Origin of the sequence: Burkholderia sp. Bp9031 (assembly GCF_003857965.1) — a bacterium.
Taxonomy (GTDB): domain Bacteria; phylum Pseudomonadota; class Gammaproteobacteria; order Burkholderiales; family Burkholderiaceae; genus Burkholderia; species Burkholderia ambifaria_A.
On sequence record NZ_QTPW01000011.1, the window covers coordinates 114,715 to 134,387 of the forward strand.

Sequence of the window (19,673 nt, forward strand, 5' to 3'; positions counted from 1 at the left end):
GATCTCCTGGTTGGCGACTGCGTGACGCGTCAGTCGGACGCGAGCAGCAGGTCGATGTAATCGTGGGCGAGCTTCGATGCAGCCCGGGTGTCGATCGGGCCGCCGGCGAGCGCGCCGCGCAGCCACAGGCCGTCGATCAGCGCGGCGAGGCCGCTGGCCGCTGTGCGTGCCTTCGCGCGCGGCAAGCGCTTCGCGAATTCCGCGCACAGGTTCGAGTGAAGGCGCCGCGTGTTGACGTGCTGCAGGCGCTTGAGCATCGGGTCGTGCATGCTCTGCGACCAGAACGCGAGCCACGTCTTCATCACGGGCGCGCTGACCTGCGTGTCGTCGAAGTTCGCGGCGACGATCGCGCGCAGCCTCGAACGCGGGTCCTTGCGTGCGGCGACGCGGCGTTGCGTGGTGGCCGCCCACAGATCGCGCAGCACGTGCCGCATCGTGGCTTCGAGCAGGCCGTCCTTGTCGCCGAAGTAGTGGCTGACGATGCCCGTCGAGATGTTCGCGCGCTGCGCGACCGATGCGAGCGTCGTGCCGGGCAGGCCGGCTTCGTCGATCGAGCGCAGCGTGGCGTCGATCAACTGTGCGCGGCGAATCTCCCGCATTCCGACTTTCGGCATCGCGAACTCCTTCGCCCGGACGGGCCGTTCATGGAAGTCGAGAGCTTAGCGGTTTTTTATTGATCGTTCAATCAACAAAAAATCGGGGTCCGACGGTGAATGAGGTGCCGGCAGACGGTAACGATGGGGCCGCCGCGATTGTGCGGATGCGGAAAAACGAATTGAAAGGATGTTAAATAATTTGAAGTTTGTTTAAAACGGTTTCGGAAAAGGCGATCCAATGGTTGAGAAAGTTTTCGGATTGGATTTATTACGCGTCGAAAGAATGTCGAGCTATGTGAGAATTTCGGAGATCCTGAAATTTGAATGCCGGTCATCGAAATCGGCGAATTCCGGGAATTCGTTTCAATCGGGCGATTGAAACTTGTTATCTATATGAATTAAAACTGAATTGTGTGCGTATTAGCGTGTTTTGTGGCTTGCTCGCAAACGATTGCAATCACCTTGCATCCGATTCCGCCTACCACAAAAAATGCAGAAAAAATTTGAATCCAGTGTATTTCCAGGTGGAGTAGAGGGGATCGTTGGAATGACTTGAGTAAGTAATATTGCCCGTATTAGTATGGCGCCGCATTACGAGGAATGAATCGGCGCCGCGGGAATTTGCCGCGGTGCGTCGGCAATGGGCGCGGCCAACGACCGCGGCATGGCCGGCGCACGCCATTGCGCACCTGCAGCATGCCGCGACGCCGAGACGCCGCATCCACCGGAGAACGACGATGCCGACCGAAAAACACGTGGTCCCGCTACCGAATGGTCTGAAGGTCTACGTCGAACGGAACGTGTTCGATCCGTCGTTCGACACGGCGATGCTCGTCAACGGCGCGCTCGCGACGACCGCCTCGTTCGGACAGACCGTCCAGTATCTCGGCGAGCGGATGAACACGATCTGCTTCGACCTGCCGTATGCCGGGCAGTCGCGCCAGCACAACCCCGGCTGCTTCATCCTGACCAAGGACGACGAGGCCGCGATCCTCCAGCATCTGGTCGAGCGCTTCGCGCCGGCGTTCCTCGTGTCGGTGTCGTGGGGCGGCGTTGCGTCGCTGTTCGCGCTCGCACGCGGCTGCCCGAGCGTGCGGCGCGCGGCGATCTGCTCGTTCTCGCCGTTCCTGAACGACGCGATGGTCGACTACGTGACGCGCGCCCGCGACCACATCGCGGCCGGCGAGAACCTGAAGGCCGCGCAACTGCTGAACGACACGGTCGGCCGCTACCTGCCGCGCATCATGAAGCTGTACAACTATCGCTACCTGACGCGCCTGCCGCGCGACGAGCAGGACCAGGTCGCGTTCCACGTCGACCAGATCCTGTCGCTGCAGCCGGCGCGCTACCTGAGCGAGTTCTCGAACATCGGCTGCGAGCTGCTGTTCCTGAACGGCGAGCGCGATGAATACACGACGCCGGCCGACGTTCGCCAGCTCGCCGCGCACGTGCCGCGCGCGCGCTTCGCGACGATTCCCGATGCCGGTCATTTCCTCGACATCGAAGGCCGCGCGCAGCGCGAGACCACGCGTGCGGCGCTGCTCGACTTCTTCTGCGACGCGCCGCCCGTTGCCGCGGGCATCGCGCTCGGCGCCGCGCACACATGCGTGTCCGCGCCGATGCCGGCCATGTCGTCGTGACGCAGCACGTCGCGCACCGGGCACACCGGGCGCATCCGAATTCTCATCCATACGAGGCAGGCCAGCCGTGAATATCGTTCAGACCATCGCCATCGTCGTTCCGTGGGCCGCGTGGCTCGCCTACTGGATCGTGACGTCGCAGGCCGTGAAGACGACCGTGCGCAAGGAGGCGTCGCGCTCGCGCACGCTGCAGTCGATTCCGCTGATCGTCGGCGGCGCACTGATCATCCTGCCCGACCTGACGCTGCGCGCGCTCGTGCCCGACTGGCAGCGCTTCGACCTGCAGGCGCAATGCGGGCTCGCGGTGCTCGTCGCGGGGCTGCTGTTTTCGGCGTGGGCGCGCCTGCATCTCGGCACGAACTGGAGCGTGTCGGTCACGCTGAAGGAAAACCACGAGCTCGTTCGCACCGGGCCGTATGGCCTCGTGCGTCATCCGATCTATACCGGCTGCCTGATCGCGCTGGTCGGCGCCGCGCTGATCGGCGGTGAGTGGCGCGGCGCGCTCGGCGTCGCGCTCGTGTTCGCGTCGCTCGCGTACAAGGTGCGCGTCGAGGAAAGCTGGTTGACCGGCTATTTCGGGCCGGCGTACGCGCAGTACCGCCGCGAGGTCGCGGCGCTGATCCCCGGCTTCTACTGATCCCGGCGAGGCGCGCGATGGCGAAGGTGATCGTGACCGCAATCGGCTCGGCGGGCGATGTGCATCCGCTGCTCGGCGTCGCGCGCGCGCTCGCGATGCGCGGCCACGACGTCGTGTTCTGCACGCATCCGCCGTTCGAGGCGGCCGCGCGCCGCTGCGGTTTCACGTTCGTCCCGGTCGGTACCGCGGCCGAGTACGAGGCCGCGATGGCGAACCCGGCACTGTGGGATTCGCGCACGTCGTTCCGCACGCTGTGGCAGGTGATCGCGCCCGTGCTGCGCCCGCATTACGACGCGCTGCGCGCGCTGACCGAGCGCGACACCGTGCTGGTCGGCACGCTGTGGGCGTTTTCCGCGCGCTTCATGCAGGAGCTGCACGGCACGCCGTACGTGTCGGTGCAGGTGTCGCCGTCGACGCTGCTGTCCGCGCACGTGCCGCCGACGCATCCGCGCCTGACGATTCCCGCGCGCTGGCCGCTGCCGGTGAAGACGGCACTGATGACGCTGATCGAGCGGCAGGTGCTCGACCGCGTGTGCGGACCGGCGCTCAATGCGGTGCGCCGCGACCTCGGGCTCGCACCCGCGCAGCGCGTGCTGGGCCGCTGGCTGCATTCGACCGACGGTGTGCTGTGCCTGTTTCCCGACTGGTTCGCGCCGGCGCAGCGCGACTGGCCGGCCCGTCTTCTGCAAAGCGGTTTTCCGCTGTTCAACGACGTCGCGACGCCCGACGACGATCCCGCGCTCGACGCGTTTCTCGCGGCCGGCGAGCCGCCCGTGGTGTTCACGGCCGGGTCGACGCGCGTCGATCACGCTGCGTATGCGCGCGCGGTCGAGGACGCGCTGCGTGCCACCGGCGCGCGCGGCATCCTGCTGAGCCAGCACGATACGGCACCGGCCGGCGACCGCTTGCTTGTGCGCCGCTTCGTGCCGATGCGCACGCTGCTGCCGCGTTGCCGCGCGCTCGTGCATCACGGCGGGATCGGCACCGCGGCGCTCGCGTTCGAGGCCGGCATTCCGCAGGTGGTGACGCCGTTCGCGCACGATCAGTTCGACAATGCGCAGCGTGTCGCGGCGAACGGTGCCGGCGTACGCGTCGACGGTCCGGTCGACGGCGCGCGTCTCGGCGCGGCGCTCATGCGCGTGCTGAGCGAGCCCGAATTCGCCGTTTATGCGGAGCGCGCGCGTGCGCTGATCAACGCCGCACCGGACGGTTGCGAGACGGCTGCCGATTTCATCGAGCGCTTTGTACCGAAACACGGACGCGCGATCGCGCCGGCCGCCGTTGCGATGGCGGGCGCATGAGCACGGCATCGTCGCTTCAGGACACGCCCGCCGCCTTCGATGCGCGCGAACCCGCCCCTGCTGCACCACCGGTGCGCGGCGCGCGGCTCGCGCTCCTGACGTTCGCGCTGTCGCTCGCGACCTTCATCGAAGTGCTCGACTCGACCGTGACGAACGTCGCGGTGCCGGCGATTTCCGGCAGTCTCGGCGTCTCGAACAGCCAGGGCACGTGGGTGATCAGCTCGTATTCGGTCGCGGCCGCGATCGCGGTGCCGCTGACCGGCTGGCTCGCGCGGCGCGTCGGCGAGCTGCGGCTGTTCGTCGGCGCGGTGCTGCTGTTTACGCTGACGTCGCTGCTGTGCGGGCTCGCACGCGACCTGCACGTGCTGGTGGTCTGCCGCGCGCTGCAGGGGCTGTGCTCGGGGCCGATGGTGCCGCTGTCGCAGACGATCCTGCTGCGCACGTTCCCGTCGGACAAGCGCACCGTCGCGCTCGCGCTGTGGGCGATGACGGTGCTGCTCGCGCCGATCTTCGGGCCGGTGGTCGGTGGCTGGATCGTCGACAGCTTCTCGTGGCCGTGGATCTTCCTGATCAACCTGCCGATCGGGCTGTTCTCGTTCGCGGTGTGCACCATGATGCTGCGGCCCGACGCGCAGCGCGGCGCGGCCGGCCCGATCGACGTGCCCGGCATCGTGCTGCTCGTGATCGGCGTCGGCTCGCTGCAGGCGATGCTCGACCTTGGCCACGACAAGGGCTGGTTCGATTCGCCGCTGATCGTCACGCTCGCGGTGGTCGCGGGGCTCGCGATCGTGTCGCTGCTGATCTGGGAGGCGGGCGAGGCGCATCCCGTCGTCGACCTGAGCCTGTTTCGCGACCGCACGTTCTCGTTCTGCGTGCTGATCATCTCGCTCGGGATGATGAGCTTCTCGGTGGTGGGTGTCGTGTTCCCGCTGTGGATGCAGGCGGTGATGGGCTACAACGCGTTTCACGCGGGCCTCGCCACCGCATCGCTCGGCGTGCTCGCGCTCGTGTTCTCGATTCTCGTCGGCCTGCACGCGCATCGCTTCGACGCGCGCGTGCTCGCGACGTTCGGCTTCCTCGTGTTCGCGGCCGCGCTCGCGTGGGACGCGCATTTCACGCTGAAGATGACGTTCGCGCAGATCGCCACGCCAGGGCTGATCCAGGGGATCGGGCTGCCGTGCTTCTTCATTCCGCTGACGGCCGCGACGCTGTCGCGCATTCCGGACGACCGGCTCGCGGCCGCGTCGAGCCTGTCGAACTTCCTGCGCACGTTGTCCGCCGCATTCGGCACCGCGATGAGCGTGACGCTGTGGGACAACCGGGCGACCTATCACTACGACGTCGTGTCGCAATCGGTCACGCACGCATCGGCGAACACGCAGCGCTTCGTGCACACGCTGAACGCGATGGGCGTGGACGGCGTGCGCGAGCTATCCACGCTGCACCAGGTCGTGATGCAGCAGGCGTACATGATGGCGACGGGCGACATGTTCTGGATGGCGAGCATGACCTGCCTCGTGCTCGCCGCGATGATGTGGCTGACGCGGCCGAAGCGCGGTGCGGCTTCGTTCGGACATTGAGGAGAGGGGCATGGCGACACTCGGCGCACTCGTGATCCTGTATCACCCGACCGACGCGCAGCTCGCGGCGCTCGGCGCGTGGCGGCATGCATGCGACGCGCTGCTCGTCGTCGACAACACGCCGCAGCCCGATGCGCGCGCCCGCGAGCGCTGCGCGCGCGACGGCATTGCACTGCTGCATCACGGCAACCGCGGCGGGATCGCAGGTGCTTACAACGCGGGGCTTGCGACGCTGTTTCGGGAGAACGTCGATGCCGTTGCGTTGTTCGACCAGGATTCGTCGGTGCCGGCCGGTTACTTCGCGACGATGCGCGACGCGTGCGCGGGTGTCGCGGGGCGCGCGTTTCTCGCCGGCCCGCGCATCTTCGACGAGAACGCGCGCAGCTTCCTGCCCGAGCTCGCGACGAACGGGATCGCGTTGCGCCGGTTGCGCGTCGATCCCGACGCGCCGCTGCAGCGCTGCGCGTTCCTGATCTCGTCGGGCTGCGTCGTGTCGCGCGCCGCGTTCGACGTGCTCGGCCGCTTCGACGAGACGCTGTTCATCGATCACGTCGATACCGAGTACAGCTTTCGCGCGCTCGCGCTCAACGTGCCGCTCTATGTCGTGCCGTCGCTGGTGCTGCCGCACCGGATCGGCGCGAAGCAGCGTCACGCGTTCGGCCCTTTCGAAATGACGTCGATGAATCACTCGTGGCAACGGCGCTACTACAGCGCGCGCAATGCGGTGCAGCTCGGGATGCAGTACGGGTTGCGCTTTCCGGTGGCGATCGTGCCGAACCTGCTGACCGTGTGGCAGGTCGTGCAGATCGCGCTCGTCGAGAGCAACAAGCGCGACAAGCTCGCCGGCATCCTGTTCGGTATCGCGGACGGCTTGTTCGGCCGGCTCGGTCCACTCGAGCGCGCGCGGCCGCGACTGGCCGCGCGCGCGCAGCGCGTCCGGCAGGGATGAGGGAAGCGATGGAACGCATCATGAAAGCGGCGCGGCCGGCGCGGCCGGCGCGCGGCTGGACGATCGTCGCGGCGGCCGCGCTGCTGGCGCTGGGCGGCTGCGTGCCGTCGGGGTTCCTGCCGTCGCTGTCGCTGCGCGCACCGGCCGGCGACGCGCTCGCACAAACCGCGGGGCCGGGTGCGGACGGCGCGTGGCCCGCGCCCGACTGGGTCAGGCAACTGCAGGATCCGCAGCTCGACGCACTGGTGGCGGAGGCGTCGCGGAACAATCCCGATCTGCAGGTCGCGCAGGCGCGGCTGCGGATCGCGCAGGCGCAGCTTCGGCAATTCGATTCGCTGACGGGGCTGACCGGCACGGCCGGCGCGACGGTCAGCCGCGCGCGGATGCCGAAGCCGGGCGACATCGCCGACGTGTCCGCCGGCGGCTATCGCGTGCCGGTCGAGATCTTCGGCGATCCGGTCGTATCGCCGTCGTTGGTGTTCGTCGGGCTGAACTACCAGCTGGATCTGTGGGGCAAGAACCGTGCGGCGACCAGGAGCCTGATGTCGCTGCGCGACGCGGCGGGTGTCGAGGCCGAACAAGTTCGGCTCACGCTCGCGGTCGCGATCGTCACCGTGTATTGCCAGCTCGACCAGGCGTACGCGGTACGCGACCTGCTGCAGCAGAAGCTGAAGATCAGCCAGCGCGTGACGGCCGTGCTGCGCGAGCGCACCGCGCGCGGCCTCGACAACGCGTACGACGCGAGCGACGCGTCGATCAAGCGCAGCCGCCTGCTCGAACAGATCGCGCTGAACGACGAGCAGATCAAGCTCGCGCAATTGCAGCTCGGCGTGCTGTCCGGCCGTGGCCCCGAGCGCGGCCTCGCGCTGCAGCGGCCGCGCGTCGGCGTATTCCCCGGCGGCGCGCTGCCCGCGCGGTTGCCGGCCGATCTGCTCGGCCGCCGGCCCGACATCGTCGCCGCGCGGCTGCGGGTCGAAGCCGCGTTCGCGAATGCCGATTCGACGCGCGCGCAGTTCTATCCGGACGTGAACCTCGTCGCGCTCGGCGGCGTGTTCGCGCTGACGCCCGCGTCGCTGTTCTCGCGCGACGCGCTCGCTGGCTCCGTCGGTCCGGCGATCTCGCTACCGGTGTTCGATCGCGGCCGCCTGAAGGCGAAGCTCGGCGCGGACGTCGCGCAGGCCGACGTCGCGATCGGGCTGTACAACAAGACCGTCGACGACGCGCTCGGCCAGGTCGCGCAGATCGTCACGTCGCTGCAGACGGCGCAGACGCTCGTCGCGCAGCAGCAGGACGCCGTCGCCGCCGCGCAGAAGATCGTGCAGATCGCGGCCGACCGCCATCGGCGTGGCGTGCTGATGCAGAAGGACGTCGATGTCGCGGATCTCACGCTGATCGACGAGCGCGCGCAGCTAATTGCATTGCTCGGGCGGCAGCGGACGCTGCGTGTCGGGCTGGTCGGCGCGCTCGGCGGCGGATTCGATGCGAGCGCAACGATGGCATCGGCATCGGCGCCGACGGTTGCGACGCGTACCGCGCAAGGCACGCGGCCGAAGCGCGGCGCGCTGGCGAACGCCGCTGCCCGCAACGAGACGAACGCCGGCACGCAGGCGCGTCGCGTGGCCGCGTCCGGTAGTGGTGGCGCGCCGCAGGTAGCGCGGATCGACCCGCCGGCTGTGATCGCGACGCCGCGCAGCCCGACGATCGATACCGCGAGCGTGAGCGCCGGCACGCGCGGCACGGCACCCGCTGTCGCCGCCGACACGCGCGTGCCGGCGATTCCCCTGTTCCAGCATGACCGTCTGATCGTTACGCAAAGCGACTGATGCACCACGACAACCTTCATACCGCCGCGCAGCCGGCCGCACTGAACGATCCGGCACTCGACGCGCGCCGGGCGACCCGCCGCAAGCGTTTCACGCTGTTCTTCGCGGTCGTGCTGCTGGCCGCGCTCGTCTGGATCGCGTTCTGGCTGTTGCGCGACCGCTATGACGAGGACACCGACGACGCGTACGTCGCGGGCAGCATCGTGCAGGTCGCCGCGCAGATTCCGGGCGCCGTGACCGACGTGCTCGTTGCCGATACGCAGGCCGTGCGCGCCGGGCAGACGCTCGTGCGGCTCGACGACACCGAAGCGTCCGTCGCTTTCGCACAGGCGAAGGCACAGCTCGTGCAGGCCGTGCGCCAGGTCGCGAACGCGAAGATCTCGAACACGATGTACGTGGAAGCCGTGAACGCGCGCCAGGCCGACCTGTCGCTCGCGCAGCGCGCGCTTGCCGCGCGCTCGGGCGCATCGGTCGAGATCGTGGCGCCGGAGGAACTGGCGCGTGCCCGCGCGGCGGTCGCCGGCGCGCAGGCGAACCTTGCCGCCGCGCAGGCGCAGCTCGAAGCGGCGCGTGCGCTCGGCAGCAAGCTGCCGGTCGACGAGAGCCCGGCCGTCGTGCAGGCGGCCGCCCAGTTCAAGCTCGCGTACCGGAACCTGAAGCGCACGACGATTGTCGCGCCAGTCGACGGCACGGTCGGCCAGCGTTCAGTACAGGTCGGCCAGCAGGTCGGGCCCGGCGTGCCGCTGATGTCAATCGTGCAGCTGAACCGGCTGTGGATCGACGCGAATTTCAAGGAGGGGCAGATCCGCCACATGCGCATCGGCCAGCCGGTCGACGTGGTGTCGGACCTGTACGGGTCGCGCGTCGTCTATCGCGGCCGCGTGCAGGGCTTCTCGGCCGGTACCGGTAGCGCGTTCTCGATGCTGCCGTCGCAGAACGCGGCCGGCAACTGGATCAAGGTCGTGCAGCGCGTGCCGGTCGTGATCGCGATCGATCTCCGCGACCTGGCCGCGCATCCGCTCAGGGTCGGGTTGTCGATGCGTGCGACGGTCGATACGCGCAACCGCGACGGCCATGCGCTCGACAGCGAGCCGCCGACGCCGGCCGTCAGCACGCGCATGCACGACGGCGTCGCGAGCGACGCGGAAGCGGCCGCCGCCGCGATCATCCGCGAGAACCAGGGCGGGTAACGCGCACCCGACCCCGGGGCGGGCCGATCGCCGCGACCGGCCGGGCCCCGCGTTAGGCCTTCCACGCGACGGTCTCCCAGTGCGCCACCTTCCCGTTTTCCGGTGGTTTTCCGGCCCGACTTTCGTGTTTCCGCCATCGATGTCGGCACCGATCAAACACATGTCGCGTTTGAGAAATCGGCGCCCCCGCCTCCGGGACTACTCTCGAACAGCACGTTGCATGTGCGCCGCATCCGCCCGGCGCGCAGCAGCGCCATCCAACGAGACATGGAGACAATACGATGAGCAGCAATCGAGGTGTCGTCTATCTTGGGCCGGGCAAGGTCGAAGTACAGAAGATCGATTATCCGAAAATGGTCGATCCGACCGGCCGAGCGATCGGCCACGGCGTCATTCTGAAAGTGGTGAGCACGAACATCTGCGGTTCCGACCAGCACATGGTGCGCGGCCGCACGACCGCCCCGGTCGGCCTCGTGCTCGGTCACGAGATCACGGGTGAAGTGGTCGAGGTGGGTCCCGATGTCGAGACGCTGAGAATCGGCGATCTCGTGTCGGTGCCGTTCAACGTCGCGTGCGGCCGCTGCGCGATGTGCAAGGACACGCATACGGGCGTGTGCCTGAACGTGAACCCGTCGCGTGCCGGCGGCGCATACGGCTACGTCGACATGGGCGGCTGGATTGGCGGCCAGGCCGAGTACGTGCTCGTGCCGTACGCCGACTTCAACCTGCTGAAATTCCCGGACCGCGACCAGGCGATGGCGAAGATTCGCGATCTGACCTGTCTGTCCGACATTCTGCCGACCGGTTACCACGGCGCGGTGAGCGCGGGCGTGAAGCCGGGTTCGACGGTCTACATCGCGGGCGCGGGCCCGGTCGGGATGGCGGCGGCCGCCTCGGCGCGCCTGCTCGGCGCGGCAGTGACGATCGTCGGCGACATGAACGAGGAACGCCTCGCACATGCGCGGGCAATGGGCTTCGAGACGGTCGACCTGTCGAAGGACGCGTCGCTCGGCGAGCAGATCGAGCAGATCCTCGGCGTGCCGGAGATCGACTGCGCGGTCGACTGCGTCGGCTTCGAGGCGCACGGCCACGGTTCGTCGGGCCACTCCGAGGAAGCGCCCGCAACGGTGCTGAACTCGCTGATGGAAATCACGCGTCCGGCCGGCGCGATCGGCATCCCGGGCCTGTACGTGACGGACGATCCGGGCGCGAAGGACAAGGCCGCGCAGCACGGCAGCCTGAGCATCCGCTTCGGCCTCGGCTGGGCGAAGTCGCACTCGTTCTTCACGGGCCAGACGCCGGTGCTGAAGTACAACCGCAACCTGATGCAGGCGATCCTGTTCGACCGTCTGCCGATCGCGAAGATCGTCAACGTCGAGGTGATCTCGCTCGACCAGGCGCCGGAAGGCTACAAGAAGTTCGACGGCGGCGCGCCGCGCAAATTCGTGATCGATCCGCACGGTTTGCTGGCAGCCTGACGCACGAACGACAGGCATGAAGCGGGCGGCACCGGAAACGGTGCCGCCCGTTTTTTCTGTGCGCGCGCCGCGCTCAGTGTCCGCGATAGAGCCCGGCCATTGCGGCCTCGGTCGCCGCCGCGCGCCGCCCGTGGCGCATGTGCACGCTCACGCGGCGGATCGCATGCGCGCGCCGGGCCGGGACGCCGCCTTTCCAGTCGGCGACGCGGATGCCGCCGCGCGCGCTTTCCGGCTCGCGAAGCGGCGGCGCGTGCCGCGCGAGCGTCGTGGTCGCGCGTCCGGTCCCGTGTCGGGTCGTACCGGCGTTGCCTGGCTGGTCGGTTGCACTCGGCCGGTCGGCGTCGGCGAGCCGATTCGTGTCGGCCGGCGCGCGGTCGGCCGGATGAAATGCATGGACGGGGGCGGGCACGACCGGCAACGTCGGCGTGTCGGCCGCTTGCGCACTGGCGTCGGCCGCCACCCGTCCCGGCGCACCCTGGCCGCGACAGACGGGGTCGGCCCGGCAGGTCCGGTCGAGCGTCACGTAACCGCCGACCAGCAGCACGAGGGTCAGGATGCTCAGCAGCGGCGCGCTCGATGCGCGCGGCCGCTGGATCGCCGCGTTGCGCACCGCGGCCGCGACGCGCGACGACCACGTCGGGGCAGGCTGCTGCGTACCGTGCGGGGGCACGGCCTGCGCGGCATGCGCATCGCCGTGCCGCTCGTGCAGCGGCGCGAACGGCCAGCCCCCCAGTCCGCAGACGGGGCACTGCTCGCTGGCGCGAAACGCCATGAAGCCGCATTGCCGGCAGCGCTGGCTGACGGCACCGCGCGGCTCGGCACGCAGGTTCAGTGCGCCGCGCAGCGTATCGCGCGTGCGGACTTTCCGGTTGGGCAGGATTCGCATGGCGTTGCTACCTCGTCTGTCGTTGCCGCTCGGCGAGCGTGCCGATGGTGCGCATCGCATCCTCGACGGCAGGGGTCCACGGCCGGCCATAGTTCAGCCGGACATAACGGTGAAATGCGCCCGTCACGGAAAAGATCGGCCCGGGCGCGAGGCTCACGCCGTTCTCCATCGCGTCGTCGAACAACCGCATCGCGTCCACGTGCGGCGGCAGTTCGATCCACAGGAAATACCCGCCGCGCGGTGCAAACACTTCCGTGTCGGGCGGAAAGTACGCGCGAACGGCGGCCAGCATTTGCGCCTGGTGCGCGGCCAGGTTGCGCCGGAGCCGGCGCAGGAAGCGGTCGTACGCGCCGTTGCGCAGGTAGGTGGATACGGCCATCTGTGCGGGCACGTCTGCCGCCGGCGCGCTTGCATTCTTCACGTGCCTGATCTGCTGCACATAGCGTCCGGCCGCGACCCAGCCGATCCGGAAGCCGGGTGCGAGGCACTTCGAGAACGACCCGCAATGCAGCACGAGCCCGCTGTCGTCGTACAGCTTCGCGGGGCGTATGGGCGTCGGGCCGAAATGCAGTTCGCCGAACACGTCGTCCTCGATCAGCGGCACCTGGTGTGACGTGAGCAGTTCGATCAGCGCGCGCTTGCGCTCGTCGGACAGCGTCGCGCCGGTCGGGTTGTGGAGCGAGGTCATGAACCAGCACGCGCGCACCGGATGGGCGTCGAGCGCGTCGGCGAGCGCATCGAGATCAAGGCCGGTGCGCGGGTCGACCGGGATTTCGATGGTCTTCAGATGCAGCCGCTGCACGGCCTGCAGTACCGCGGGGAAGGCCGGGCGCTCGATCGCGACGATGTCGCCGGGGCGCGTGAGCGCCTGCAGGCTCAGCGTCAGCGCTTCGGCCGCGCCGGTCGTGATGACGATCTCTTCCATCGGCAATGACGCACCCGCGTTCAGGTAGCGCAATGCGATCTGGCGGCGCAGCGCTTCGTGGCCGGGCGGCAGTCCGGCCAGCAGTTTCGCGCGGTCCATGTTGCGGGCCGCCGTCGCCGCGTACCGCCACAGGCTGCTCATCGGAAACAGCGAATAGCTGGCGAACGCGGAACCCAGCGGCACGATGTCGTCGCGCTTGAGCGAGTCGATCAGCCGGAACAGCGCGTCGTCCTCGCCGGCTTGCGACGCGCCCGCCTTGCGTGGCGTGTCGTGGCCGGTCCGCACGCGCTTGTCATCGAGGTTCGCAACGAAATAGCCGGAACGCGCGCGCGCGACGATCAGGCCCTCGCTTTCGAGCGTGTAGTACGCACGAAATACGGTGGAAGGACTTACACGATAGGCGCGGCACGCCGAGCGCACGGTCGGGATGCGCGTGCCGACCGCGAGGTCGCCACGCCGGATCGCGTCCGCAATCGTCTGCGCGAGCGCCGCATATCGCTTCATGCCTGCCCTCCGGCCGAGCGCGGCCGTCGCTGAAAAAAAAGAGTAGCACGGCATCCGCCGCGTTCAATCCCGCCCCCAATCGCTGATCGGCATGTCGCTGATACGCATGTTTTCGAGCGACTCTGATTCTTTTCTTCAGACCAGTGAACCGGCATGCTGCGCAAACTGTATTCCCAGTGCCTGATCGAGACGGAGTTCACGCTGCCCCGATGGCGTATCCGTGACCCCGCGCACCGTGAGCGGGACCTTGTCTACGGCGTCCTTACCCTTATCCGGAAGCAACCAGCGTGAAATCGAAGTTCCTCGTCGCGGGCCTCGTGGCCGGCATCGCCCTCGACCTGTTCAGCGGCGCCGCCGCAGCGGCCTGCATCAGCAATCCCCCGACTCAATCCAACACGTCGTTTCCTGTCGCACTCACCGGCAAGCTCGTCTATCACAGCTATGTCAAGTACGGCGACGGCACGAGTCAGTTGTTCCTGTACGACTTTTCCGCCCACACGCTCACGCAACTGAGCAAGAGCAACTGGGGTATCACCGATCCGATGAACGGCGTGTTCAGCCCCGATGGCAAGTGGCTCGCGTTCATGGGTATCAGCAACGGCGCATGGAACGTGTTCATGCTGCAGCTCGGCGCCGGCACGCCGCCCGTCAACCTGACGAACAGCACGGGCGCGACGCGCAACGAGGATCCGAAGTTCAGCGCGGACGGCAAGACGCTCGTGTTCAAGCAGAACGGCGACGTGAAGCAGGGCACGCTGTCGTACACCAGCGCGGGCCCGGTGTTCACGTCGGTCGTGAGCCTGACGAATGCGCCGGCCGGCGCCGAATACTCGATGCCGTTCCTCGCGCCGGACGCGAGCGCCGTCTACTACGCGACGGGCACCGGTTCGAACATGGGGCTGATGAAGCGCACGATCGCGACCGGCGCGACCGCGGTGTTCGATCATCCGGCCGGGCTGCAGACCTACTATCCGATCGTGCGCGGCGACGGCATGGTGTTCTATGCGCGCTGGAAGGACACAGGTGGCGCGGACCAGATCTATGCGAAGACCGCGGACCCGGCGTCGACGCCGAACGCGCTGCCGATCAGCGACTGCATGAGCAACAACTCTGACCCGGCGCCGGTGAGCGGCACGAACTACGTGTTCTTCTCGTCGACGACGGCGGGCGGCTACCAGCTTTACGTGGGCGACGCGACGACCGGCCAGCGCTGGAGCCTGTCGCAGTTCGGCGTGAACGCGGACGCGACCAAGGCGAAGCTCGGCTCGAGCTACTACGGCGGCCCGGCCGCCGCGCAGCCGACGCTGTTGTCGCAGGGGCATCCGGCCGCTGCATCGGCGAGCTACAGTGCGTCTTTGTCGCCGGACAAGGCGTTCGACGGCAACACGACGAGCACGCGCTGGGATTCGCCGGAAGGCGCGGGCGTCGGTACGGAATGGATCTCCGTGGATCTCGGCGCGGTGAAGCAGATCAGCAGCGTTGATCTCTACTGGGACGCGGGCGCGCTCGTCTACCAGATCCAGACGTCGAACGACAACGCGAACTGGACGACGGTCTATTCGACGAACAACGGCGTGTCGTACGGCCACGTCACGCTGCCGAGCCTGAACGCGCAGGGGCGCTACGTGCGGATGCTCGGCACGAAGCGCGCGACGCAGTGGGGTTACTCGCTCGACGAAATGCAGGTGTGGGGATCGTAAGCGCGAGCTGAAAGCAGTCTTATGCCGGCCCCATTGTTGCAGCGATCGCTCGCACGTAGCAGATTCCGGTATCTCGATTTTCGGGGAAACCGGTGGATGTGCGTTCCCTGGATCGCGGGCCATGGACTGACCGGACGAAGGAAGACACAGACAAAGGCGCTGCAAGCGCGCAAAGAAGACGGCCCGCTTTGCGCGGGCTGGTAAATGCGGCGTGTAACGTCAGTGCGTCTTAGGTATCGAATCGGTATCGAAAACAATGCCGATGTAATGGGCAGGCATGTTCGAGGGACGGCCACATGCGAATGCTACACGTGCGCGGCTCAGCGTGAGCGCGATGGCGGTGAGGAGTTTAGTCACCATTGACGACGTACCCTGGAATGCTGTCGGCGCGGGGATATGAATGTTCGCATACGCGGACGTACCATTCTATTGTCGTCAATTGATGGCCTTGCTTCGCGGCACCACAAGCGGGTCGTCACACATCCATGCGCAGCTGCCTTTACAGATCGGCGTCAATTCAACGATCATCTGATGAACGTCGACGGTGCCGTCGGGCTGCTTTACCACCATTTCATCGGTAAAGGTTTTTTTGTCGATCAAGATGTGATCGGCGCTTATGCCAAGCTGCTGCAAATACAATTTCGCATTTTCGGCGCGAGCGTCTTTCAATTCCTCAACATTCTTTTCTTTGATGTAGGCGCCAGAAATTACGGTCGCTTGAATTTCCACGTCGGGCCATTTTTTTGCCTCAATAACGCTATTCGATATTGCTATTCTGTCTGCATTGGAAAATGTGGTTGTGTTGAATGGGAATTGCACCTGCGCTTCCTCGCCTATCGTACATGCAGTCGCGGTGCCGGATAGAACCGGCGACAGCGTGAAAAGGCAGGCCGCAACGTAGGATTTGAACGAATTTCTGTTCATGGTCTAATTATTTTGTCGAAGGTTGAAATGTATCCAGTGATGCTGTCAGCGTTGGTGATGGCGTTCTCCGGATTCTGCATCGCAAATACTTTCATTCCGATTTCCGTGTCTCCGTATATGATGTCTTCGGAGTTGAATGTGTCGGTGTAATGTGTGCATTCGTGAATCAGCACCTTTATTTTCGATGCGTGATACAGTTCACCGAATGAATCACTGCAAAATTTAGAATAGATGGCAATGACTCGTTTATGAGAGTCGGGTTTACACACGGCGGCGTGATTTCGGCCGTTGTCCGGCACGATTGCGCAAGTTAGATTTTTGCTAACTTTACTATCCCATCGGACAATTTTTTCCGGAACCAGCTCTTGCATTGCGGCAAGCAATCGTGGTAGCCCGGAAGATAACGTGCTGCGAATCTGTGCGTCGGCACGTCCAAAATAGGTTGTGGCGCGCGCTTGTTCATTCGCATCCCATCGAGCTACCGCAGCAATGCGATCCTTGATGAGGACAATTGCCGCATCGCATGCGCGCATAGCAATCTCGGCGAACTGCTCATTGCTCATGTTCGGGCATATTGGCGTTGTGTTGATATCGACCTGCACTTTGGAGCCAGGCGTCGTGTTCGTCGTGGCGGTGTCGTGTACCAACACGTAATCGTCATCAGAATTTGGCATTTCTGTTCCTTGCAATCTCGAACTTGAGCGATTCCGCATGCGCGGACGTAACCCGCTGCGTGTGTCCTGTTGCGTCTGTCACGCCGGAAAATACCTTTCCGGATGATAGGAGAATCCGATATCGGACATTCGCGAGCGGTCGCCCGCTATCTGCATCGCGCAATACGTATTGTTCGTCATGGATGTCCGATGCGGGCGCGTGTCGGGTCGTCTCAAATGCTGAGCGCGCGGCGAACGGGCTCGCTGCATTACGGTAACTGCCACCTCCGTAAAAAATTGTGCTGTCGCTACCCGCGATCAGTCGGTTTTTCCCGCATGGACAGAGTACGGCGTCACCCTCCAGCGCAACACATCGCCCGTGGTGAGTCATGCGCTGTGCACCGCCCACTATCAGGAACGCCCCTTCGCAATTTCCGCATGTCGCCTTGTCGCCATCCAGCGCGACCTGTTTGCCGTGGTTGAACATCGTTGACGTAACGGCGATGACGACACCACCCGTTGTCGTCGGGTCGCCATTCCTGACTGCTCGTCGCCTCATGGTCGTTTCCTCAATCGAAGTTGGTAAAGACCCAGTCGGCTGACTCGGGGTCATAGATTGCGTATTGATCGATCGCTACGCCTTCAACCACGACGGTCGGCGGCATATGTGCTAACGCTTCGGCCTCTGCATCTGTTATCTGACCGGCGGTCCACGTATCCATCATGTCGAGCGTCTTGTTGAACCCGGATAGTCCGGCCCGCGCATAGGCGGTTTCAACTCGTTCGACCACGCTGTCGGGGAAACGGATGGTGAAGTGGTCGCGATTTTCGGCTGGCACGTTGAAGGATGCAAAGGCGTAGGTCATCAACGGATGACCCGTATCGGAAACCGCCAGCCGGCCTCCGATCGCCCCATAGGCGTAGTTCACGGCGACCAATAGTCGGCCGTGCTGTTCCATGAAATGACGGGTATCGACTTGCCGGAAATCGATTGGCCAGAAGGGGGCGTCGTCGCGCGCAAGGGTTCGGGAACCCATGACCGCATCAAGGAGCGAAAGGTAGGTGCAAATGAACGGATCGTTCGTGCAGATCATTTGCATGTTGCTGCTATACATCGGATCGACTGCGTCGGGTGTACAGATGTGCGTGTGGTGTAGCTGCTTCACCATCGCGTAAAGCTGGATCGAAGAGTGAAGAAAATACGGACAATCGGCCCGTTTTTTTTCTGTCATAAGCTCGGATATTTTTTATGGATGGACGAGCTATGAACGGTCGCCGGTAACGATCGGCTTGTCTATTGGACGAGTATGATTTTTGGTTTGGATTTCGAACAAAGGACTGAAATTCGAGATGGCGTGACGTAGGAAATCGTGAGGTGGCCGATGAGTGCTCAATCACGGATCAAGCTGCATGCTGCGCACGAGATGAGGCGACGCTAAGCCGCGGCGAAGGCATGATGGGATGATGGCGCCCATCGGCGTGCCGGGTGACAGCGGAAGAGACCGCGTGAGGGACGCGGATTTTTTGCTCCTGGAGATTGCCACGCGTCGACGGACGGCACTGTTCGGCGCGATGTCCCCAGAACCACGGCGATCGCCTTCTTTTACCGGGGGGCATCAGGAAACGGGAAATAGGCCGCTACAGCCGCACTACCGTCAGGAGAAGTGGCGCGAAAGCATCGCGCCGAGAAGTCAAATCCTCTGCGTAGCGTTCGCTGCCACGCTTTCGCAACTTCGCCGCCTCAGTTTTCAAGACTGAATGTTCTTTATCGTGCCGTGCGCATCACGCGTGGATCACGCGGGCCGGAAAGGCCGGCCCGCCGGCCGCGGCACCCTGTGCGAGCGGCGCGACCTGCTTGCGGCGCTCGCGCGTCGGCGCAACGCCGAACGCATCGCGATAGCTCTTGCTGAAGTGGCACGCCGACTGGAAGCCGCACGCCATCGTGATGTGCATGATCGACATGTCGGTCTGCAACAGCAGCTCGCGCGCGCGGCGCAGCCGCAACGTCAGGTAATAGTGCGTGGGCGTCATCCCGAGATGCTCGCGGAACAGGCGCTGCAGCTGGCGCTGCGACATGTTCGCAAGCCGCGCGAGTTCCTCGCGCGACAGCGGCTCCTCGATGTTGTTCTCCATCAGCGAGATCACTTCGAACAGCGACTTGTTCGCCGAGCCGAGCCGCGCGACGAGCGGCATCCGCTGTTGCGCGCTCGTGTCGCGCACGTGTTCGACGATGAACTGCTCGGCGATCTGCGTGACGCGCGGGGTGCCCACGCGCGCGGCGATCAGGTTCAGCATCATGTCGAGCGGCGCGACGCCGCCCGTGCACGTGATGCGGTCGCGGTCGACCACGAACAGTTCCTTCAGGAAGCGCGTATCCGGAAACTCTTCCTTCAGCGCCGACATGTTTTCCCAGTGGATCGCGCACGCGTAGCCCGCGAGCAACCCCGACTTCGCGAGTGCATAGGTGCCCGTGCACAGGCTGCCGAGCGGAATCCCGGAGCGCGAGAAGCGACGCAGCGTCGACAGATGGGCGGGCGTCGTCGCGCGCTGCACGTCAACGCCGCCGCATACGAAAACGATGTCCGGCTGCCCCACGCATTCGGCCGGGCCCGTGTCGACCGTGAGTCCGTTGCTCGCCGTGACCGGACCGCCGTCCGGGCTGATCAGCGACCAGCGGTAGAGCGGCTGCCCGCTCAGGTAGTTCGCCATCCGAAGCACCTCGATCGCATTCGTGAACGCGATCATCGTGAAGTTCGGCAGGGGCATGAACGCGAAGTGGGACAGCGACGCTGTGCGGTCGGGCGACATGGGGGGCGTTCCTTGAATCTCTAATAGCTTTTGGCCCGAGAGGCACGCATCGGGCTACCGTATTGTGTGAGCGAGCGCA

At 65.7% G+C, this 19,673-nt stretch carries 17 protein-coding genes; 9 read left to right on the plus strand and 8 right to left on the minus strand.

Annotated features, from left to right (window positions below):
• Window positions 1–29: 29 nt before the first annotated feature.
• Window positions 30–614, minus strand: a complete 585-nt coding sequence (betI, locus tag DIE15_RS16935) for a transcriptional regulator BetI (protein ID WP_057927558.1) — start codon at window positions 612–614, stop codon at window positions 30–32.
• 719 nt (window positions 615–1,333) lie between these two features.
• Here betI and DIE15_RS16940 point away from each other — a divergent pair.
• The 8 genes from DIE15_RS16940 to fdhA all read left to right on the plus strand — a co-directional run bounded on the left by DIE15_RS16940 (window position 1,334) and on the right by fdhA (window position 11,194).
• Window positions 1,334–2,236, plus strand: a complete 903-nt coding sequence (locus DIE15_RS16940) for an alpha/beta fold hydrolase (protein ID WP_124833861.1) — start codon at window positions 1,334–1,336, stop codon at window positions 2,234–2,236.
• 67 nt (window positions 2,237–2,303) lie between these two features.
• On the plus strand, window positions 2,304–2,873 hold the full coding sequence (locus DIE15_RS16945) for an isoprenylcysteine carboxylmethyltransferase family protein (protein ID WP_057927556.1): 570 nt from the start codon (window positions 2,304–2,306) through the stop codon (window positions 2,871–2,873).
• A 17-nt stretch (window positions 2,874–2,890) separates the two neighbouring features.
• Complete coding sequence (locus DIE15_RS16950; RefSeq protein WP_124833862.1) at window positions 2,891–4,174, plus strand: glycosyltransferase; 1,284 nt, start codon at window positions 2,891–2,893, stop codon at window positions 4,172–4,174.
• Window positions 4,171–5,754 carry a DHA2 family efflux MFS transporter permease subunit gene (locus DIE15_RS16955; protein WP_124833863.1) on the plus strand — a complete coding sequence of 528 codons (1,584 nt, stop codon included), beginning with the start codon at window positions 4,171–4,173 and terminating at the stop codon, window positions 5,752–5,754. The genes DIE15_RS16950 and DIE15_RS16955 overlap by 4 nt, the downstream gene beginning before the upstream one ends.
• A gap of 10 nt (window positions 5,755–5,764) precedes the next feature.
• On the plus strand, window positions 5,765–6,703 hold the full coding sequence (locus DIE15_RS16960; protein WP_057927553.1) for a glycosyltransferase family 2 protein: 939 nt from the start codon (window positions 5,765–5,767) through the stop codon (window positions 6,701–6,703).
• Between the two features lie 8 nt (window positions 6,704–6,711).
• Window positions 6,712–8,526: an efflux transporter outer membrane subunit gene (locus DIE15_RS16965; protein ID WP_124833864.1), complete on the plus strand. Its 1,815-nt coding sequence runs from the start codon at window positions 6,712–6,714 to the stop codon at window positions 8,524–8,526.
• Complete coding sequence (locus DIE15_RS16970; protein WP_124833865.1) at window positions 8,526–9,716, plus strand: efflux RND transporter periplasmic adaptor subunit; 1,191 nt, start codon at window positions 8,526–8,528, stop codon at window positions 9,714–9,716. The genes DIE15_RS16965 and DIE15_RS16970 overlap by 1 nt, the downstream gene beginning before the upstream one ends.
• 281 nt (window positions 9,717–9,997) lie before the next feature.
• On the plus strand, window positions 9,998–11,194 hold the full coding sequence (gene fdhA / locus DIE15_RS16980) for a formaldehyde dehydrogenase, glutathione-independent (protein ID WP_057927550.1): 1,197 nt from the start codon (window positions 9,998–10,000) through the stop codon (window positions 11,192–11,194).
• Between the two features lie 73 nt (window positions 11,195–11,267).
• Here fdhA and DIE15_RS37025 read toward each other — a convergent pair whose 3' ends face one another.
• Window positions 11,268–12,080, minus strand: coding sequence for an ATP-dependent serine protease (locus DIE15_RS37025; RefSeq protein WP_175826211.1), 813 nt, complete (start codon window positions 12,078–12,080; stop codon window positions 11,268–11,270).
• A 7-nt stretch (window positions 12,081–12,087) separates the two neighbouring features.
• On the minus strand, window positions 12,088–13,509 hold the full coding sequence (locus DIE15_RS16985) for a PLP-dependent aminotransferase family protein (protein WP_057927548.1): 1,422 nt from the start codon (window positions 13,507–13,509) through the stop codon (window positions 12,088–12,090).
• Between the two features lie 287 nt (window positions 13,510–13,796).
• Between DIE15_RS16985 and DIE15_RS16990 the strand changes: the two genes are divergently transcribed.
• Window positions 13,797–15,209, plus strand: coding sequence for a discoidin domain-containing protein (locus DIE15_RS16990; protein WP_124833866.1), 1,413 nt, complete (start codon window positions 13,797–13,799; stop codon window positions 15,207–15,209).
• Between the two features lie 435 nt (window positions 15,210–15,644).
• On the opposite strand, the gene DIE15_RS16995 is transcribed toward DIE15_RS16990, so the two are convergent.
• From DIE15_RS16995 to DIE15_RS17015, 5 genes are all read right to left on the minus strand, one after another.
• Window positions 15,645–16,133, minus strand: a complete 489-nt coding sequence (locus tag DIE15_RS16995; RefSeq protein ID WP_124833867.1) for a hypothetical protein — start codon at window positions 16,131–16,133, stop codon at window positions 15,645–15,647.
• Window positions 16,130–16,807 carry a M35 family metallo-endopeptidase gene (locus DIE15_RS17000; protein ID WP_124833868.1) on the minus strand — a complete coding sequence of 226 codons (678 nt, stop codon included), beginning with the start codon at window positions 16,805–16,807 and terminating at the stop codon, window positions 16,130–16,132. Before DIE15_RS17000 ends, DIE15_RS16995 begins: the two co-directional genes overlap by 4 nt.
• Window positions 16,794–17,345: a PAAR domain-containing protein gene (locus DIE15_RS17005; RefSeq protein ID WP_082664776.1), complete on the minus strand. Its 552-nt coding sequence runs from the start codon at window positions 17,343–17,345 to the stop codon at window positions 16,794–16,796. Before DIE15_RS17005 ends, DIE15_RS17000 begins: the two co-directional genes overlap by 14 nt.
• Window positions 17,346–17,355: 10 nt before the next feature.
• On the minus strand, window positions 17,356–18,018 hold the full coding sequence (locus DIE15_RS17010) for a hypothetical protein (protein WP_057927544.1): 663 nt from the start codon (window positions 18,016–18,018) through the stop codon (window positions 17,356–17,358).
• A gap of 550 nt (window positions 18,019–18,568) precedes the next feature.
• Window positions 18,569–19,594 carry a GlxA family transcriptional regulator gene (locus tag DIE15_RS17015; protein ID WP_124833869.1) on the minus strand — a complete coding sequence of 342 codons (1,026 nt, stop codon included), beginning with the start codon at window positions 19,592–19,594 and terminating at the stop codon, window positions 18,569–18,571.
• Window positions 19,595–19,673 lie beyond the last annotated feature (79 nt).

Excerpts from the sequence above, each read along its gene's own strand:
- DIE15_RS16965 (WP_124833864.1), top strand. The coding sequence starts at position 6,712 with ATGGAACGCATCATGAAAGCGGCGCGGCCGGCGCGGCCGGCGCGCGGC.
- DIE15_RS16960 (WP_057927553.1), top strand. The coding sequence starts at position 5,765 with ATGGCGACACTCGGCGCACTCGTGATCCTGTATCACCCGACCGACGCG.
- DIE15_RS16940 (WP_124833861.1), top strand. The coding sequence starts at position 1,334 with ATGCCGACCGAAAAACACGTGGTCCCGCTACCGAATGGTCTGAAGGTC.
- fdhA (WP_057927550.1), top strand. The coding sequence starts at position 9,998 with ATGAGCAGCAATCGAGGTGTCGTCTATCTTGGGCCGGGCAAGGTCGAA.
- DIE15_RS17010 (WP_057927544.1), bottom strand. The coding sequence starts at position 18,018 with ATGACAGAAAAAAAACGGGCCGATTGTCCGTATTTTCTTCACTCTTCG.
- DIE15_RS37025 (WP_175826211.1), bottom strand. The coding sequence starts at position 12,080 with ATGCGAATCCTGCCCAACCGGAAAGTCCGCACGCGCGATACGCTGCGC.
- DIE15_RS16970 (WP_124833865.1), top strand. The coding sequence starts at position 8,526 with ATGCACCACGACAACCTTCATACCGCCGCGCAGCCGGCCGCACTGAAC.
- DIE15_RS17005 (WP_082664776.1), bottom strand. The coding sequence starts at position 17,345 with ATGAGGCGACGAGCAGTCAGGAATGGCGACCCGACGACAACGGGTGGT.
- DIE15_RS17000 (WP_124833868.1), bottom strand. The coding sequence starts at position 16,807 with ATGCCAAATTCTGATGACGATTACGTGTTGGTACACGACACCGCCACG.
- DIE15_RS16995 (WP_124833867.1), bottom strand. The coding sequence starts at position 16,133 with ATGAACAGAAATTCGTTCAAATCCTACGTTGCGGCCTGCCTTTTCACG.
- DIE15_RS16950 (WP_124833862.1), top strand. The coding sequence starts at position 2,891 with ATGGCGAAGGTGATCGTGACCGCAATCGGCTCGGCGGGCGATGTGCAT.
- DIE15_RS16985 (WP_057927548.1), bottom strand. The coding sequence starts at position 13,509 with ATGAAGCGATATGCGGCGCTCGCGCAGACGATTGCGGACGCGATCCGG.
- DIE15_RS17015 (WP_124833869.1), bottom strand. The coding sequence starts at position 19,594 with ATGTCGCCCGACCGCACAGCGTCGCTGTCCCACTTCGCGTTCATGCCC.
- DIE15_RS16955 (WP_124833863.1), top strand. The coding sequence starts at position 4,171 with ATGAGCACGGCATCGTCGCTTCAGGACACGCCCGCCGCCTTCGATGCG.
- betI (WP_057927558.1), bottom strand. The coding sequence starts at position 614 with ATGCCGAAAGTCGGAATGCGGGAGATTCGCCGCGCACAGTTGATCGAC.